The organism is Cognaticolwellia beringensis (genome assembly GCF_002076895.1).
Taxonomy (GTDB): Bacteria; Pseudomonadota; Gammaproteobacteria; order Enterobacterales; family Alteromonadaceae; genus Cognaticolwellia; species Cognaticolwellia beringensis.
The window spans coordinates 3,103,618-3,122,851 of record NZ_CP020465.1; the positions used below are offsets into that span (position 1 = coordinate 3,103,618).

Genomic DNA, 19,234 nt, shown 5'->3' on the forward strand with positions numbered 1-19,234 from the left:
AGGCTAATAAACGTGGCTATTTTCGCATATTAGAAAAGCTATTTGTAGAAAATAAATGCCTTGATTGTCGAAAAAATGATTTCTTGATGAATAATGGTAAAAAAAGCCGATATTTATATTTTATTAGTCATTATGAGTGGTATTTTAACCAAGATGCTGTAAAAGTGAGCGAACGCACATTTATTTAAAAAAAGTGTTTGACGCGCAACGGGCAACTAGGTAATATCCGCACCCGTTGAGAACGCAAGCGTTTTTAACAAATGTCGGTGATTAGCGCAGCTTGGTAGCGCACTTGGTTTGGGTCCAAGGGGTCGCAAGTTCGAATCTTGCATCACCGACCACTTTTTCTTTCTTAATGCTTTAAGCAACTTGAAAGGCTAAGTAAATGGTTTGGGTATTCTAAAGTTCAGTCGAAGTTTGAATTTTGCATCACCGACCACTTTTTCTTTCTTAATGCTTTAAGCAACTTGAAAGGCTAAGTAAATGGTTTGGGTATTCTAAAGTTCAGTCGAAGTTTGAATTTTGCATCACCGACCACTTTTTTACTTTTTAAGTGAAAAAGAAATAAACTTTATATATAGTTAAGTTTGTTTAGCATCTGTAGGTAAATGTGCGCCCTTAGCTCAGCTGGATAGAGCAACGCCCTTCTAAGGCGTGGGTCGCAGGTTCGAATCCTGCAGGGCGCGCCATACAGTGGTGGCTATAGCTCAGTTGGTAGAGCCCCGGATTGTGATTCCGGTTGTCGAGGGTTCAAGTCCCTTTAGCCACCCCATTTTTCTGTATGGGTAGTAGTAAAAAAGTATATCGGTGATTAGCGCAGCTTGGTAGCGCACTTGGTTTGGGTCCAAGGGGTCGCAAGTTCGAATCTTGCATCACCGACCACTTCTTTTTTTATTAGTTATATAGCTCAAAGACTTTACCTAGCTCAAATAATAAAGTGCTGGTTTGGGTATCATAAAGTTCAGTCACAAGTTCGAATCTTGCATCACCGACCACTTTCTTAATTTTATTCCTTTATAATGTTTTTCTGATTTTTATTCTAAACTTTCCTAAATAATAGCTTTATAGGCTTTTATTACCTTCTATAGCATTAAATTTTAATTTATTTGCGTTCTATGCTCGACTCTTGTTTAAAGCACCGCTATAATTTCGCGTCATTATTTTAATCTGAACATCTTTATTCGGATTTTCCGGGCTCTGTTTGTTAAGTCAAACAAGCTGAATGCATAACTTTGTTATAAAGTTGTGTTGACTATATTTAGATGCGTTATAGAAAGCGTGCATACGCTAAGTTTTTTGAGGTAATTAAATGCAAGTTTCAGTTGAGACTACACAAGGTTTGGAACGTCGTTTAACGATTTCAGTTCCTGCCGAAACAGTAGATGTTGAAGTTAAGAATCGTCTTCGCCATATCGGTAAAACCCAGCGTATCAATGGTTTCCGTCCAGGTAAAGTTCCACCATCAGTTATTCAAAAACGTTATGGTCAATCAGTTCGTCAAGAAGTTGCTGGTGAATTAATGCAACGTAACTTTGTTGATGCGATTGTAGCTGAGAAATTAAATCCTGCAGGTCGTCCTGCATTTGTTGCTAAAAGCAATGAAGATGGTAAAGCGTTAGAATTTGAAGCAACATTTGAAATTTATCCTGAAGTTGTTTTAAAAGATCTTGATAAAATCGCAGTAGAACGTCCAGCGGTTGAAGTTACTGATGCTGACCTTGATGAAATGTTTGAAACATTACAAAATCAGCATAAAACGTGGAAAGAAAACAAGCGTAAAACCAAGAAAGGCGACAAGCTAACTATCGACTTCAATGGCCGTGTAGACGGTGAAGAATTTGAAGGTGGTAAAGCTGAAGGTTTTGAACTTGAATTAGGCTCAGGTCGCATGATCCCAGGTTTCGAAACTGAAATCACGGGTATGAAAGCTGGCGATGAAAAAACCATTACAATCACTTTCCCTGAAGATTACCATGCTGAAAAGCTTAAAGGTAAAGACGCAGAGTTCGATATCGTTGTTCACAAAACTGAAGGTCCAGTTTTACCTGAAGTAGATGACGAGTTTGCGAAACTATTCGGCGTGGAAGAAGGCGGTGTTGCTGCACTTCGCGAAGAAGTTGGTAAAAACATGGCGCGCGAACTTAACCAAGCAGTAAAAGCTAAAGTTAAAGAGCAAGTTATTGAAGGTTTGCTTGAAGTTAACGAATTAGATATTCCAGCGGCACTTGTTGCTCAAGAAGTTGACGTACTGCGCAAGCAAGCTATGCAACGTTTTGCTGGCCAAATGGATCCGAACAACTTACCAGAACTTCCAGCAGAAATGTTTGAAGAACAAGCGAAACGTCGTGTTAAGACCGGTTTGCTTCTTGGTGAAGTGATCAAAGTTAACGAATTAAAAGTTGACGAAGCTAAAGTTACTGAATTAATTGCTTCAGCAGCATCAGCTTATGAAGATCCAGCTGAAGTTATTGAGTACTACAAAACGAACAAAGAACTTGCCCAGCAAATGCAGAATGTTGCATTGGAAGAGCAAGCTGTTGAGTTGTTACTTGAAAGCGCAAAAGTAAAAGATAAGAAAGCCAGTTTCAAAGATATCATGAATCCTGAAGGTAAATAGACCTTTTAGATTGACATTTTGCTGAGCAATCGCTTAAATGGCTTATATGGGGACATATGAGCCATTTTTTTATAAAAAAGGAAAGTTAGTTGTTTACTTCTCACAATAATTCTCACGATTTAACAAATACGACAGAAAGCGCTTTAGTGCCTATGGTTGTTGAGCAAACCGCCAAAGGTGAACGCTCTTACGATATTTATTCAAGACTGCTAAAAGAGCGCGTTATTTTTCTTTGTGGTCAGGTTGAAGACCATATGGCCAACTTAATCGTTGCCCAAATGCTATTTTTAGAATCAGAAAGCCCAGATAAAGATATTTATTTATATATCAATTCTCCAGGTGGTTCAGTTACTGCAGGTATGGCTATTTACGACACCATGAAATTCATTAGGCCAAATGTTAGTACAGTATGTATTGGTCAAGCCGCTAGTATGGGCGCATTTTTGCTTTCTGGTGGTGCAAAAGGCAAACGTTACTGTTTACCCAATGCTCGTGTCATGATCCATCAGCCGCTAGGTGGCTTTCAAGGTCAAGCTTCTGATTTTGAAATACATGCAAAAGAAATTTTGTATATTAAAGGTAAACTTAATCGTTTGATGGCAGAGCACACCGGCCAACCTTTAGAAAAAGTATCTGGTGATACTGACCGTGATAATTTCTTAAGTGCAGAAAGCGCGGTTGAATATGGTTTAGTTGATGCCATATTAGAACAAAGAATGGATAAATAACGGTCTTCTTTGTTATTCGCGTTGTTATTTTCGCGATTTATGAAATACTGGTCAGTATTAGTTTGTATAAATTTAAAATATTAGAGGTACCGTATGACCGATATGAAAACAGGTGACGGTGATGACGGTAAGTTACTGTATTGCTCATTTTGTGGTAAAAGTCAGCATGAAGTACGTAAGTTAATTGCAGGTCCTTCTGTCTTTGTTTGCGATGAATGTGTTGAACTTTGCAACGATATTATCCGCGAAGAAATTAAAGAAATTTCGCCTAAGCAAGACAAAGAAAGCTTACCAACGCCAATTGAAATTCGTGAAAGCTTAGATGATTATGTTATCGGGCAAGAGCACGCGAAAAAAGTGCTCGCTGTAGCGGTTTATAACCACTATAAGCGTTTACGCAATGGCGACTCACACAATGGTGTAGAGCTGAGCAAAAGTAATATTTTGTTAATTGGCCCTACAGGTAGTGGTAAAACATTATTAGCGCAAACTCTAGCGCGCTTATTAGATGTACCATTTACCATGGCTGATGCCACGACACTAACCGAAGCAGGTTATGTGGGTGAAGATGTTGAAAACATTATTCAGAAACTATTGCAAAAGTGTGATTATGACGTTGAAAAAGCTCAACGTGGTATTGTTTATATTGATGAAATTGACAAGATTTCACGTAAATCTGACAATCCATCTATCACGCGTGATGTTTCGGGCGAAGGTGTTCAACAAGCATTATTAAAACTTATTGAAGGTACTATTGCCTCTGTGCCGCCACAAGGTGGTCGTAAGCATCCACAGCAAGAATTTTTACAGGTCGACACCTCTAAAATTCTATTTATTTGTGGTGGTGCATTTGCCGGACTTGATAAAGTTGTTGAGCAACGTTGCCATACCGGAACAGGTATTGGTTTTGGTGCTACAGTTCGTGGCAAAGAAGACGAGAAAACCTTAACGCAACGTTTTCAAGATGTTGAACCACAAGATTTAGTTAAATATGGTTTGATCCCAGAGTTTATTGGTCGTCTACCTGTAGTAGCTACATTAACCGAACTTGATCAAGACGCGCTTATTCAAATATTACAAGAGCCTAAAAATGCTTTAACTAAGCAATTTACCGCACTTTTTGATATGGAAAATGTTGAGCTTGAGTTTAGAGAAGATGCTCTGACGGCGATTGCTCATAAAGCGATGGAACGTAAAACGGGTGCTCGTGGTTTACGATCTATTGTTGAGGGTGTTTTACTCGAAACAATGTATGAATTACCTTCTCTGGATAATGCCGTTAAAGTTGTTGTTGACGAAGCGGTTATTAAAGGTGAATCTAAGCCGATTATTATTTACGAAACGCAGCAAGATAAAGCGTCTTCGGAGTAAATGTACGGTAAGTAACTTCTAAAAAGTGACGTTAGCCAATTTGGTTAACGTCACTTTTTTTTATTCATCTGTTGAAAGTATTTACAAACACCCCATATACAAATACATATCTGTAAAAATTACATCATACTATTCACCGAGAGAGTAACCAATGACTAAAGAGTTATCTGGCGTAGTTGAAATTCCCGTATTAGCCTTACGTGATGTCGTTGTCTATCCGCAAATGGTTATCCCATTATTTGTTGGTCGCGAAAAATCAATCCGTTGTCTTGATATTGCCAACGAAAATGATAAGCAAATTTTCCTTGTTGCACAAAAAGATGCTGCGGTTGATGACCCAGCACAAAACGATTTGTATAAAACCGGTACCATTGCCACTATTTTACAAATGTTAAAATTACCTGACGGTACCGTTAAAGTACTGGTTGAGGGTGTACGTCGTGCTCAAATTACTGAGTTTGTTGAAACTGATGAATATTTTACTGCTAATGCAGAGTTTCTAAATGTAGAAGGTGTGCCTGATGATAGTACTGAAGTACTTATTCGTTCAGCTATTTCCCAATTCGAAGGTTACGTTAAATTAAATAAAAAAATACCACCAGAGGTATTAACTTCGGTTTCAGGTATTGATGATGCAGAGCAGTTAGCCGACACCATGGCAGCTCACATGCCGCTTAAGTTAGTTGATAAACAAAAAGTATTAGAAATTACCCATGTTTCAGAGCGTCTCGAGTTTTTAATGGCGCTAATGGAAGGGGAAATCGATTTACTGCAAGTAGAGAAAAAAATTCGCACGCGTGTTAAAAAGCAAATGGAAAAAAGCCAACGTGAGTACTATTTGAATGAGCAAATGAAAGCTATTCAAAAAGAATTAGGTGATGACGAAGAGGGCACAAACGAGGCTGAGCAAATAGAAAAACAGATTGAAGCTGCTCAAATGCCCAAAGAAGCAAAAGAAAAAACCCTAACAGAATTGAAAAAATTGAAAATGATGTCGCCAATGTCTGCTGAAGCGACTGTTGTGCGAAGCTATATTGATTGGATGATCAGTGTACCGTGGAAAAAACGCAGTAAATTAAAGCGTGATCTTAAGTTAGCACAAGAAGTGTTAGACAAAGATCATTACGGACTCGATAAAGTTAAAGAGCGTATCGTAGAGTATTTAGCTGTGCAACAACGTGTTAGCCAGCTAAAAGGGCCTATTTTATGTTTAGTTGGGCCTCCTGGCGTAGGTAAAACTTCGTTAGGGCAATCTATTGCTAAATCTACTGGTCGTAAATATGTGCGTATGGCACTTGGCGGCGTGCGCGATGAAGCTGAAATTCGCGGTCATAGAAGAACTTATATTGGCTCACTGCCAGGTAAGCTTATACAAAAAATCGCAAAAGTAGGCGTGAAGAATCCGTTATTTTTGTTAGATGAAATAGATAAAATGGCCTCTGACATGCGTGGCGATCCAGCTTCAGCATTATTAGAAGTATTAGATCCTGAGCAAAACAGCAGCTTTAACGACCATTATTTGGAAGTCGATTATGACTTATCCGATGTGATGTTTGTTGCTACGTCAAACAGTATGGATATCCCAGGACCATTACTCGATCGTATGGAAGTGATACATTTATCGGGTTATACCGAAGATGAAAAGCTTAATATTGCAAAGAATCATTTACTTAATAAACAAATTGAGCGCAACGGTTTAAAAAGTAAAGAAATTGAAATTGAAGATAGTGCCATTGTCGGTATTATTCGCTATTACACTCGTGAGGCCGGTGTTCGTGCGCTAGAGCGCGATATCTCAAAGTTATGTCGTAAAGCGGTTAAGTCAATTTTATTAGACAAAAATGTAAAAAAAGTGACCATAAACCAAGAGAATTTATCCGAATTTTTGGGTGTTCAGCGTTTTGACTATGGTAAAGCCGACTCTGAAAATAGAGTTGGTTTAGTAACTGGCCTTGCTTGGACACAAGTCGGCGGTGAGCTACTCACCATTGAAACGGCTTCTGTACCAGGTAAAGGAAAATTGAGTTATACCGGTTCACTTGGTGATGTCATGCAGGAGTCGATACAAGCAGCAATGATGGTCGTGCGTAGTCGCACTGAAAAGCTACGTATTAATAGTGACTTTCATGAAAAACGCGATATTCATGTACATGTACCGGAAGGCGCAACACCGAAAGATGGGCCAAGTGCTGGTGTTGGAATGTGTACAGCTTTAGTATCAAGTTTAACCGGTAATCCGGTGAAAGCGGATGTTGCTATGACGGGTGAAATAACTTTACGCGGTGAAGTACTGGCAATTGGCGGGTTAAAAGAAAAATTACTCGCTGCTCATCGTGGTGGTATAAAAACGGTTATTATTCCGAAGGATAATGAACGTGATTTGGAAGAAATTCCTGATAATGTTAAAGCTGATTTAGCCATCTATCCGGTTAAATGGATAGATGAGGTGTTGAAAATTGCATTAGAACACCCGGTTGAAAAGTGGCAGTCAGAGAAGTAAATGGCTAAAAAACAGCAGTTTTTGCTGAAAAATGTAAAAAAAATGCAAAAAAATTGCAAAAAACGTAATTAACGCTTTTCAAACGCTGAAACTATGTTAAGTTAATGACGCTGATAACGCTAGAGCCCCTATCTATAGGGGGCATAGTAGAGATAAAAATAATTATCAATATTTTTAGTTTTCTTTAACTCGGTGCTATATGTTCATAAAGAGGCTTAATTAAAGGTTTCTGCAGGACGCTAAAACAGAAGATAGCGCTGAATAATAACAATTGAAGGGGAATACACTGTGAATAAATCTCAACTTATCGAGAAAATTGCTGCGGGTGCTGACATTTCTAAAGCTGCGGCTGGTCGTGCATTAGATTCATTTATCGAAGCAGTTACAGAAGAGTTAAAAGGTGGCGAGCAAGTAGCACTAGTTGGTTTTGGTACTTTCTCAGTACGTGACCGTGCAGCGCGCACAGGCCGTAACCCACAAACTGGTGCGACTATTGAAATCGCAGCAGCTAAAATACCATCTTTTAAAGCTGGTAAAGCACTTAAAGATGCTTGTAACGGCTAATCAATAGCTTTTGCTAAAGATTACTCATTAAGCCGCTTTTATAAGCGGCTTAATTGTATCTGGACTATCATACTTACCCTACTCATTATCTGAATATTTCTCTGGGTTAAAACAAGCAACAACTGCGCTATTTGTTTATTTGCCCATCTTAGCTGAATCTCAGTAGCCTACCCAATTTGAATAATATTTAAGTCATACCAAGTGGATTAATTAACTGGCCATTTTCAATAGTTAAAATTTATAAGTAGCATAACGACTGACTAAATTTTAAGCTTTGTCATTATCCATTTTCCCTCATGAAAAAGTAGATCACTTAATTAATCAAGTTGGCATAAGGCGATACAATTTCATTACAGTTTAACTTTATTTATTGTGATATTTTAAACCCACGTAGAATTCATCTTAATATCCTATTAATTATAAAACTAGGTACTCAATGGCGTATGAACTCGTTGGTGAGTTTTTTAGCTTGGATAGCTAGCCAACAATATTCACCCAATTATCCCGTGAATACGATTATGGCTATATGTCTGATGAGTCTGGCCTAACGTTACGATGAACATGCTGTTTTCTCGGTCAGTATTGCTAGGAAAAAGTACTTATAATTGTTACTCTACGACGCTGTAAACAACGTATGAACAATGGTTATTCATATAGTCGCGTTATATGGAGTGTTTACATAGCTAATATCAAACAGATTACACAATTGCTTTAACAAGGTATAAATTAAATAATATGACTACATTCTGGCTGGCAGTTTTATCATTGATAGTGATTGCATTACTTATTGTCTGGCGTATATTTTCCTCATCTAAGGATACCATCGGTGCGGAAAACCTTAACATTCGTCAAGAAACCAATGTCACACTTTATCACGAGCATTTATCGCTACTCGAACACGACTTAGCAGAAGGTAGTATTGAGCAAGAGAGTTATATTCAATTAAAGGCAGAATTAGATAAAACACTTTTGCAAGATGCTAGTTCAAGCCAACCCCGTGAGGTTACAAAAATAACTAGATCATGGGTATGGCCAGCATGTATAGCATTTAGCATCGTCAGTTTAAGTTTATATAGCTATATGAAACTAGGTGCATATCAATTACTAAACGCACCAACAGCCATTAACGAAAACGACGAGCATAGTCAATTGACCCCAGAGCAAATGCTGGCTTTTCGACTACAGCAGCTTCAGAGTGAAGTAAAAGAAAATCCAACTAACTCCCAAGCATGGTTTAGCTTAGGTCAAGCCTACATATCTGTTGGAGAGTTTGATAATGCTATTGAAGCATTTGATCGCGTAATGTCGCAAGAGGGTGAACATGCTGAGTTATTAGGGCCAAAAGCTCAAGCGATGTATTATAAAAATAATCAACAGATTAATAGCGATATTCAAGCGGTAATTGATAAAGCTTTAGGGTTAGATTCGCAAGACGCCTCCACTAATATACTCTTAGGCATGGACAGTTTTAGTCATCGAGATTTTGCTAAGGCGGTGCATTACTGGGAAGTTGTATTAAATAGTGACCGACCAGGAATAAGCATGCAAGCCTTAGCCGGAGCTGTCGAAGAAGCTAAAAATCAATTACGTCTTAGTAATGGAGTTGCACCTACAGAGGATGCTAGTGCCGCGTTAGATCCAAATTTACCCCATCTTACTGTACAGGTGTCATTAGGGACTAGCGTGCAAGAAAAGTTAATGGCTGGTGATGATAAAACTGTATTTATATATGCTATTGCAGCTGATGGGCCTCGAATGCCTTTAGCCGCGGTAAAACTTAAAGCTAGCGATTTACCTTTAACTATAGTTTTAGATGATTCACAAGCTATGACACCACAAATGCGTTTAAGTAGTGTTGATAAAGTGCATATTTACGCTGTGGTATCTATGCAAGGCAGTGTCGGTATAAAACCAGGGGACTTTAAAGCAGAAATGCTTAATATAGATGCAATGGAACAAGGCCCGATTACAATGGTAATATCAGAGCAGGTCCCACAATAGTCACTTTAAAGTGCTGTGGGAAAGTTATCTTTGCTCACAACGCTAGTATTTACATATTGAATATTTGATTTGACGCTAGTCTTGACTAGTTAGAATCAGCTAAACTTAGTCGCTATAATGTTTTAACATTGATTTACAGGAATTATCATGATCCCAGAGCTTGGCCATTTCGCACTCATTATCGGGTTTGCTTTTGCACTATGTTTAAGCATAGTGCCACTGATTGGTGTAGCGCAGAACAACCAACAATTAATTAATAGTGCCAAACCGTTAAGTTTTGGTCTGTTTTTGTTTATCGGCATTAGTATCTTTTTATTAGCCTATAGCTTTACGGTAGATGACTTTTCTGTCAAATATATCGCCAATCATTCTAATAGCTTACTACCATACTATTTCAAAATTAGTGCTGTTTGGGGAGGACATGAAGGCTCAATGCTGTTTTGGATTTTTGCTTTAACATGCTGGACTTTCGCTGTAAGTGTTTTTAGTAAGCAATTAGAAAAAGAGTTTGTTGCACGTGTTTTGGCAGTTATGGGCATGATCGCGGTGGGTTTTATTTTATTTACACTGCTAACCTCTAACCCGTTTGAACGTTTATTGCCAAACTTTCCTCTTGAAGGACAAGATTTAAATCCATTATTACAAGATATTGGATTAATTATTCATCCGCCAATGCTGTATATGGGCTATGTTGGGTTTTCAGTTGCGTTTGCCTTTGCTATTGCAGCCCTAATGGCAGGAAAGATGGATGCTGCATGGGCTCGTTGGTCACGTCCTTGGACTGTGGCTGCTTGGTCATTTTTATCCGTAGGTATCGCATTAGGTAGCTGGTGGGCATATTATGAACTTGGTTGGGGTGGTTGGTGGTTTTGGGATCCTGTTGAGAATGTTTCATTTATGCCATGGCTGGCCGGCACTGCTTTGATTCATGCCTTAGCGGTAACAGAGCAGCGTAACACCTTTAAGCATTGGACATTATTACTGGCTATTTTTACCTTTTCGTTAAACTTATTAGGTGCATTCCTAGTACGTTCAGGTGTCATTACTTCCGTACATTCATTTGCGGTAGACCCTGACCGCGGCATGTACTTGTTAGTATTGTTAGCGGTAGCTGTTGGTGGTTCACTAACCCTTTATGCATTTAGAGCTGCAAATGTTAGTAGTCCTAACCGCTTCACTTTTTATTCACGTGAGAATACTATTCTAGTGGCCATATCTATATTAGTGACAGCGACGGTTACTATTTTATTAGGCACGCTTTACCCGATGATTATTGATGCAATGGGTTTAGGGAAAATATCCGTTGGAGCGCCATATTTTAACGCCGTTTTTGTACCCATGATGATAGCACTGTTCCTCTTTATGGGGATTGGACCTCTTATTCGCTGGAAAAAAGCACGTAAAGGTGAGTTGTCTAAGCATTTAAATATTATCTCTTTGGTAAGTGTGTTATTTGGTGCCGCTTGGCCATTTATCTTTGCGGGTGAATTTAACATTAGCGCATTTATTGGTATGAGCTTAGGCTGCTGGATTGTCTTGGCCGTGTTAAAAGATGTGTTTAATAATGCTAAACAAGCTGACGGTAGTTTAAAGTTTTCAGCAGTTCCGCTTAACCATATAGGTATGGCTGTTGCGCATGCCGGTATTGCTATCACCGTGATCGGTGTGACCATGGTTTCGACCTATGAAAAAGAAATTAACGTAAAAATGGCACCTGGTGAGAGTACTAATTTATCAGGTTACACTATAACGTTTGAAGGCACTAAGAATGTTATGGGACCTAATTACAGCGCGATTCAAGGACAGATTAACGTTTCAATTGATGATGAGTTTGTGACCTTATTAAAGCCAGAGCAACGTACCTACAAAGTACAACGTACGGGCATGACCGAAGCCGCTATTCATACCACTTTATGGCGTGATATTTACGTTGCATTAGGTGATCCGCTAGAGCAAAACGCTTGGTCAATGCGTTTATATTACAAACCGTTTATTGTTTGGATATGGTTAGGCGCCTTTTTTATGGCGATAGGTGGTTTCTTAGCCATATTGAGTAAACGTTATCGCAAACGCGTATTAGCAACCGAACAAGTATCTAAGCAAGATAATCCTGTAGTTTTACAAGAGGCGTAAATTAGTGAAAAGTATTATTCGTTTTATACCATTAATTTTATTTGTTTTATTAGGGGTATTGTTATACCGAGGTTTATTTCTTAATCCGCAAGCCATGCCTTCGGCAATGATAGGTAAACCGCTGCCTAATTTTGAGCTTCCGATATTAAAATCGACTGACCGACTCGTTGGACGAGAAGACTTAACCGGCAATATTGTTTTACTTAATGTTTGGGCGACTTGGTGTATACAGTGTAAATATGAACACCCATATTTACTTGATATTATTCGCGACTCACGCATCAAACTCTACGGGCTTAACTTTACCGATGACCGCAATGCGGCTTTGAATTGGTTAAAACAATACGAAGACCCTTATGAATTTTCTATCTTCGACGAACAGGGTGCTCTTGGGCTAGATATTGGTGTATTCGGCGCTCCTGAAACCTTTGTTATAGATCACACAGGTATTATTCGTAAACGTTTTGCAGGGCCTATTAATGACCAGGTATGGAAAAAAGAATTTTTACCACTGATTGACACTATAGAAGCTGAAATAGCACAAGGATCGACCTAGTGAAATATGTACTCAATCATACTTGTGCAATAAGACTACAGCAGATGTTACGGGTTGTTATTGGTTCATTGTTGCTAAGTTTTTTTTGGCTAAGCAGCACTAATGCAAGCCCAGTAGACACTTTTCAGTTTAATGACGAAACGACTGAATTACGCTTTCAAATTTTGTCGAAAGAATTACGCTGCCCTAAGTGTCAAAATCAAAATTTAGCCGATTCAAATTCTAAAATTGCCATAGATTTAAGAAAAAACCTTTATAACTTATTGCAAGAAGGTAAAACAGATCAGGAAATTATTGACTTTATGGTGTATCGCTACGGTGATTTTGTTTTATACCGTCCACCGCTGAAAGAGCAAACTTATATTCTCTGGTTTGGTCCTGTAATTATATTATTCGGCTTTATCATGGGCGTAGTATTTGTCTTAAGAAAACGCAGTAAAGTTAAAGCCAATGAACACGACTTATCAGCACAAGAACAAACTAATTTAGACGATATTCTAAACAAGAAGTAGTACGTATCACTCCATGTTAACTAATTAAATTTTCCAACTACTGCGTTATTTAATCATTACAGCTGCACGGATGCAGTTTTTTATAAAATCTAGGAGGGATTTTGTCCTGAACAACTCGCTATCAAAATAACGGCCTTATATTTGGCCATTTTTCCTGTAAATAATGTAAACCAGCAAATTAATAAAATTGCTAACAGCACAAGCTAACCTGTGCCAAATTTGATAAAAATCGGTATTATTGTTGCAAGGGTGATGGTTATTTAACCGTTATTTCATCACCAGAGTAAAAGAGTTTCATTTTGATTATTATTGGGCTAACATGCCCGTTCATATTGCGATTTTAAAGCGTATAAGTTAGTAAAGAAGCTAAATTAGTTTGCTATTGAAGTAAGTTTTACTTTGGTTGGTTAACAGCTGCTTAATAATTGTAACGCATAATAGCGGTAAATTAATACCGCAGTTAAAGTCGCGCGGAAAGTACAATACCCTCGTGTAAAGAGACAAAGATGTTAGAAAATATTCGCGAAAGCTCTCAAGGATTAACCGCTAAGATTATTCTTGGTTTTATTATTTTAACCTTCGCTGTTGCCGGCATTGGTAGTTACAACAATTCAGTTGATACTTCAGTAGCTGATGTCAATGGTGAACAAATATCACAAGATGAGTTTAATAAAGCTTATCAAGCACAGCGTAACCGCATGGCGCAGCAATTTGGTGATATGTTTGAAACATTATCAGCTGACCCTAGTTACATGAGTAACTTTCGTAATGGTGTGGTTGATAATTTAATCAACCAAAAGCTTGTCGATCAAAACTCAGAAGCACTTGCTATTCGTGTGGCAGATCAGCGTATTAAAAGTACCATTCGTAATATGCCAGAATTTCAAGTTGACGGTGTTTTTGACAACAATCGTTACTTAGCCATGATTAATCAAGCTGGTTTTTATCAATCATCTGACTTTCGTGATTACTTACGCACTGAAATGACACGCCGTCAATTAACACAAGCATTAATTGCAAGCGAATTTAGCTTACCGTATCAAGAAGATATGTTTACTGCTTTACAAAACCAACAACGTGACATTCGTTTTGCCACTATTAATGCAGAGCAATTTAAAGCAAATATCGAATTAAGCGATGAAGAAATTAATGATTATTATTTAGCCAATCAATCGCGCTTTGAAAATCAAGAACAAGTTAAAGTAAACTACATTACGCTTGATGTTGATACTATCGCCAGTAAAGTCGTGTTAACAGATGCAGATGTTAAGGCATATTATCAAAATAATATCAGTCAATATCGCGATGAAGAGCAACGTCGTATTGCCCACATTCTAATTGAGTTTGGTGATGACGAAGCGGCTGCGAAAGCAAGCACAGAAGCTTTACTTACTAGAATTAATGCCGGTGAAGACTTTGCAGAATTAGCCAAAGAACATTCCGCAGATACCTTTAGTGGTGAAAACGGCGGCGATCTAGACTGGATTGAGTCTGGTGTTATGGACAGCGCATTCGATGATGCAGCTTTTGCATTAACAGGCATTGGCAGTGTTAGTGACGTCATTAAAACCGATTTTGGTTTTCATATCATTAAATTAACTGATTACAAGGCTGAGAAAGTACAAAGTTTAGCTGAAGTGCGTGACGCAGTAGTTGCCAAAGCTAAAAGTGAAAAAGCGCAAGATAAGTTCTTTGAACTTCAACAAGAAGTAGCACGTTTAAGTTTTGAGTTTCCTGACAGTTTAGATGACGCAGCAGGTGCCATAAATGCAACTGTTAAAACTTCTGGCTGGTTAACTCGCGGTGCTAATGCAGCCCCTTTCGATGTTAGCAGCGTTGTCGATGCGGCTTTTTCTGATATTGTTATTAATGAACAATTAAACTCAGATATTGTTGAAGTTAGTGATAGTTTAGCTATTGTAATGCGCTTAAATAAATACCAAGACGCAAGTGTTAAACCACTTGCTGAAGTAAGCGGGCAAATTAAAACTATGCTTGTTGCAAAAAAAGCCTCTGAAAAAGCACAAACTGTTGTAGATGAGCTGCTTGTTGCATTCAAATCGGGTACTGACATTACTGAGCAATTAGCAGAGTTTGGCGCTACTATGGAAGTGAAAACAGCGGTTACACGTGTTGGTAGTGGTTTAGACGCTAGCTTAGCACGCGAAGCCTTTAAATTACCTCGTCCTAGTGAAGATGCAGTTTCAGCAACGACAGTTAACCTTAGTAATGGCAATTTAGCGTTACTCGAAGTGCAAGCGGTCAATGTAGGTGAAGTTAAAGACTCACCTAACTTGTCGCAGCAGTTAACTCAGCAATTGGCACAAGCCGCTTATTTAAGTTATGTTGAATCGCTAAAAGTAGGTGCAGAGATTGTGCGCCGAAAAGTACAAGCGCCTACAACGCAGTACTAGCTTATAACTAATGCTAGCGAATAAAGCTTAAAATATAAAACCAGCCAATAGGCTGGTTTTTTGTTTTAAGCGTTTAATACTATTAAAATTAAATAATGGATTAATTTTTATTAAGGATAAATACTCCATAACATATGTTGGATATTCCAGAGTAAATAACAATATGAACTTGCATCGACGTAAAGGGCTTACTCATGCCGATGAGTTATTTTCTTACGTGAATGTAGTTATTAAGTACTGCTGCTTCAACTACAGAGTTGGCTTATAATTGCCCTCAAGGAAAGGCGAATATTATACCAAGTTGATTAATTAACGGCTCATTGAAATGGTTAAAATTAATAATGACGGTGTTATAAAATTTATAAATAGCATAACGACTGACTACATTTTATACCATGTCATTATCCATTTTCCCTCATGAAAAGTAGATCACTTAATTAATCAAATTTGTATTATAGGTTTATCCACTTTAGAAGGCAGTATTCATTTCAACTCGGGCTATATGCTTGCTTCATGCAATCAATTTAAGATTTATGTGTAGTATGTGAGTATGTGAAGTACGTGTAGATGTTCTGACTGAAAATCAGTCTGTTTAGGATGGTCTAAGGTCAGTCCGTCAACCTTTGATCAGGAACTAATCTGATCAGCCAAAAAATATTTGCAGCGGGTATTAAATATACTCGCTGCAGAGAACGGCTATTTTAATCGATAAACTTGCTTAAATTAACTCTTTTAATTTATACAGTAAATTTAAGGCCATTTTAGGGCTTAAGTCGTTCACATCTATTGAGCTTAATTCCTCGATAATAGGGTGATTATTATCCATCAAGGATAACTGCTCAAAAGCTTGGGGCTCATTAGTCATAATCGAAGGCGCTTGCATGTTTTCAAGCTCAGCTAAGCGTTGTTTTGCTCGTTGAATAACACTTCTAGGTACACCGGCAAGTTGCGCTACTTGTAAACCAAAACTTTTACTCGCAGCGCCTTCTTGTACTGTGTGCATAAAGACAATGCTGTCACCATGCTCGACTGCGTCTAGGTGGACATTCGCTAAGGTATCTATTTGTTCAGCCAGTAAGGTTAATTCAAAATAATGGCTAGCAAAAAGGGTAAAAGCTTTAGTTTTTATCGCAAGCATTTCAGCACAGGCCCAAGCCAGTGATAAACCGTCATAGGTGCTCGTACCGCGACCAATTTCATCTAATAGTACTAAACTTTTATGGGTAGCATTATGCAAAATATTGGCGGTTTCGGTCATTTCTACCATAAAGGTAGAACGACCACTGGCTAAATCATCAGAAGCACCGATACGCGTGAATATTCTATCTACCATGCCTATTTTTGCCGAACTTGCTGGCACATAACAACCAATGTGTGCCAGTAATACGATTAACGCTGTTTGACGCATATAAGTCGACTTACCGCCCATATTAGGACCGGTAATAATCAACATTTCTCGAGCGTCGTTCAGTACAACTGGATTGGCAATAAAAGGTTCAGTTGTCATTTGTTCAACAACAGCATGTCGACCGGCTGCTATATTAATACCGCTGTCTTCTTGTAATACGGGTTTAACGTAATTTAACGTTTCAGCACGTTCAGCAAAGGTCGTTAACACATCTATTTCAGATAACGACTGTGCGAGTAATTGTAGTTTCTCTAACTCAGGTAATATTTGGTCAAATAACGCTTCATACAAGCGCTTTTCAAGGGCAAGAAATTTACTTTGTGCTGAGAGCACTTTCTCTTCATGTTGCTTTAACTCGTTAGTAATAAAGCGTTCGTTATTTTTTAAAGTTTGTCGGCGAATATAATCGTCCGGTAAATCAATGGCTGAGCTTCGACTCATTTCGATATAGAAACCATGCACTCTATTGTAACCCACTTTGAGTGATTGAATGCCGGTACGTTCTTTTTCGCGCGCTTCAAGTTGTGCTAAAAACTCCGTTGCACCATCACTTAAATCTCTCAGTACATCTAATTCGTCATTATAACCTGGGGCGATTACGCCACCGTCACGAATTAACACCGGTGGGTTTTCAACAATTGCACTTTCTAATAGTGCTTGTGTTACCGGTATTGGCTGACATTGTTGAATCAAGGCGGCTAAATGCGTTTGTGAACAGCTAGCGGTAAGGGCTTGTAAATCAGGTAAGTGCATTAAGGCATTACGTAACCGGGCAAAATCGCGAGGACGGGCAGAGCGCAAAGCAATACGCGCCACAATACGCTCAATGTCACCAAATGGCTTTAAGTTAGCGTTAAGTTCAAAAGATAAATCTTGCTGTAGTATTTCTTCAATCGCGTTTTGACGGTTATTTAAGACCGTAAGATCGCGCAGTGGAAAGTGTAACCAACGTTTAAGTAATCTAGAACCCATCGGGGTAGCCGCTTTATCAAGAATTGCCGCTAGCGTGTTTTCATTTCCACCTTGAAGGTTTTGCGTTAATTCTAAATTACGACGAGTGGCCGCATCGAGAATTACTGCACTCGAAGCGCTTTCACCAATAATGGCCCTAATGTGCGGCATTGCGGTACGTTGGCTATCTTTAACATATTGAAATAAACAACCTGCTGCTGCGATACCTAAAGGTTTGTCTTCAACGCCGAAACCTGACAACGACTGAGTGCCAAATTGTTTATTAAGTAAAGTTTTACTGGTTTCTAAATCAAACTCCCAATCGGGACGTCGTCGCAAACCTTTACGGCCGGCTATGATATTATTGGCCGCTAGTGATTCTGGATATAATAATTCAGCCGGAGATAATCGTTGTAGTTCTGCTTGAACTTGCTCTTCCGTTCTAGGTTCTACTAAAACAAAGCGGCCACTGGTCATATCTAAATAAGCTAAACCAAAGCCTTGAGATGTTTGATGAACAGCAACAATTAAATTATCTTGTCGATCGCTTAGTAGAGCTTCATCACTAACAGTACCGGGTGTAACTACACGTACAACTTTACGCTCTACCGGACCTTTGCTCGTGGCCGGATCGCCGATTTGTTCGCAAATAGCGACAGACTCACCTAATTTAACTAACTTAGCTAAATAACCATCTACCGCATGATAAGGCACACCGGCCATGGGAATAGCATTTCCACCCGTTTTACCACGTGCGGTTAATGAAATATCGAGTAAATCAGAGGCTTTTTTTGCATCATCAAAAAACAGTTCATAAAAATCTCCCATACGATAAAAAATTAAAATATTAGGAAATTCCGCTTTAATCGTCAGGTACTGACGCATCATAGGGGTGTGTTTAGCAAGTTCTGATTCATTCATGGCTTTATTTTTATCGGTTGAGTTGTTTACTAGGAATTTGTCTTTAAGGTTTTTATGTATTTGTTCTACTTATTAAACTTTTCTGTATTCATGTGTATTCATCAATGCGAAAGTAGTTTATACAGATCAATCTATTGCGTCATACTGCTAGAATTGGCTTCATTTTTTACTTATATAAAATCTGTGCTATGACACTTTTTAGCCTACCTTGCAGGTTAGAGAAAGTAATCCAATTATTAAAAATGATACTAACAGAAAATCATGATCAGCGCTCGCGGTTAAAAACCTAAAAAAGGCTTTTTATTGCAAAATTAATCCGACGATTGCAGAGGGGGAGAGTATTATTTTGATGTGCTTTGTCTTTTACAGCATTCGTTGACAACCGAAGTTTAAAGCACTCGTTGATAAAGCACTTCGGTAAGTGTTCTTCTATGAAGTAAAAGGCTGTAACGAGTTGGTATAAACTCGATATTTAAAACTGGGTACAAGCCAGTCTTAAATATCCTGAGATATAGCCAAAATACGAGTTCTTCTATATCCGCTGCCCACATTTTAAAT

Annotated in this window: 11 protein-coding genes and 4 tRNA genes; 14 read left to right on the top strand and 1 reads right to left on the bottom strand. The window is 38.4% G+C overall.

Annotation, left to right across the window (positions count from 1 at the left end):
* Window positions 1-264: 264 nt before the first annotated feature.
* The 14 genes from B5D82_RS13155 to B5D82_RS13220 all read left to right on the top strand — a co-directional run bounded on the left by B5D82_RS13155 (window position 265) and on the right by B5D82_RS13220 (window position 15,396).
* Window positions 265-341 (top strand) — tRNA-Pro (locus B5D82_RS13155).
* A gap of 271 nt (window positions 342-612) precedes the next feature.
* Window positions 613-689 (top strand) — tRNA-Arg (locus B5D82_RS13160).
* Between the two features lie 7 nt (window positions 690-696).
* A tRNA-His gene (locus B5D82_RS13165) sits at window positions 697-772 on the top strand.
* A 33-nt stretch (window positions 773-805) separates the two neighbouring features.
* A tRNA-Pro gene (locus B5D82_RS13170) sits at window positions 806-882 on the top strand.
* 427 nt (window positions 883-1,309) lie between these two features.
* Window positions 1,310-2,617: a trigger factor gene (gene tig, locus B5D82_RS13175; protein WP_081152138.1), complete on the top strand. Its 1,308-nt coding sequence runs from the start codon at window positions 1,310-1,312 to the stop codon at window positions 2,615-2,617.
* A gap of 89 nt (window positions 2,618-2,706) precedes the next feature.
* Complete coding sequence (gene clpP, locus B5D82_RS13180) at window positions 2,707-3,345, top strand: ATP-dependent Clp endopeptidase proteolytic subunit ClpP (RefSeq protein ID WP_081152139.1); 639 nt, start codon at window positions 2,707-2,709, stop codon at window positions 3,343-3,345.
* A 93-nt stretch (window positions 3,346-3,438) separates the two neighbouring features.
* The gene (gene clpX / locus B5D82_RS13185) at window positions 3,439-4,716 is read left to right on the top strand and encodes an ATP-dependent protease ATP-binding subunit ClpX (protein ID WP_081152141.1); all 1,278 of its coding nucleotides are present in this window, start codon (window positions 3,439-3,441) and stop codon (window positions 4,714-4,716) included.
* A 151-nt stretch (window positions 4,717-4,867) separates the two neighbouring features.
* Window positions 4,868-7,216 carry an endopeptidase La gene (gene lon / locus B5D82_RS13190; protein WP_081152142.1) on the top strand — a complete coding sequence of 783 codons (2,349 nt, stop codon included), beginning with the start codon at window positions 4,868-4,870 and terminating at the stop codon, window positions 7,214-7,216.
* A 288-nt stretch (window positions 7,217-7,504) separates the two neighbouring features.
* On the top strand, window positions 7,505-7,780 hold the full coding sequence (gene hupB, locus B5D82_RS13195; RefSeq protein WP_077285373.1) for a nucleoid-associated protein HU-beta: 276 nt from the start codon (window positions 7,505-7,507) through the stop codon (window positions 7,778-7,780).
* A 735-nt stretch (window positions 7,781-8,515) separates the two neighbouring features.
* Complete coding sequence (ccmI, locus tag B5D82_RS13200; protein ID WP_081152144.1) at window positions 8,516-9,781, top strand: c-type cytochrome biogenesis protein CcmI; 1,266 nt, start codon at window positions 8,516-8,518, stop codon at window positions 9,779-9,781.
* A 147-nt stretch (window positions 9,782-9,928) separates the two neighbouring features.
* A complete protein-coding gene (locus B5D82_RS13205) occupies window positions 9,929-11,914 on the top strand; it encodes a heme lyase CcmF/NrfE family subunit (protein ID WP_081152145.1) in 1,986 nt (661 codons plus the stop codon).
* A gap of 4 nt (window positions 11,915-11,918) precedes the next feature.
* On the top strand, window positions 11,919-12,470 hold the full coding sequence (locus B5D82_RS13210) for a DsbE family thiol:disulfide interchange protein (RefSeq protein ID WP_081152147.1): 552 nt from the start codon (window positions 11,919-11,921) through the stop codon (window positions 12,468-12,470).
* Window positions 12,470-12,982: a cytochrome c-type biogenesis protein gene (locus B5D82_RS13215; protein WP_245807475.1), complete on the top strand. Its 513-nt coding sequence runs from the start codon at window positions 12,470-12,472 to the stop codon at window positions 12,980-12,982. The genes B5D82_RS13210 and B5D82_RS13215 overlap by 1 nt, the downstream gene beginning before the upstream one ends.
* A gap of 506 nt (window positions 12,983-13,488) precedes the next feature.
* Complete coding sequence (locus tag B5D82_RS13220; protein ID WP_081152150.1) at window positions 13,489-15,396, top strand: SurA N-terminal domain-containing protein; 1,908 nt, start codon at window positions 13,489-13,491, stop codon at window positions 15,394-15,396.
* Between the two features lie 718 nt (window positions 15,397-16,114).
* Here the strand turns inward: B5D82_RS13220 and mutS are convergent.
* Entirely contained in the window at window positions 16,115-18,676 is a 2,562-nt protein-coding gene (gene mutS / locus B5D82_RS13225) for a DNA mismatch repair protein MutS (RefSeq protein WP_081152152.1), read from the bottom strand.
* Window positions 18,677-19,234 lie beyond the last annotated feature (558 nt).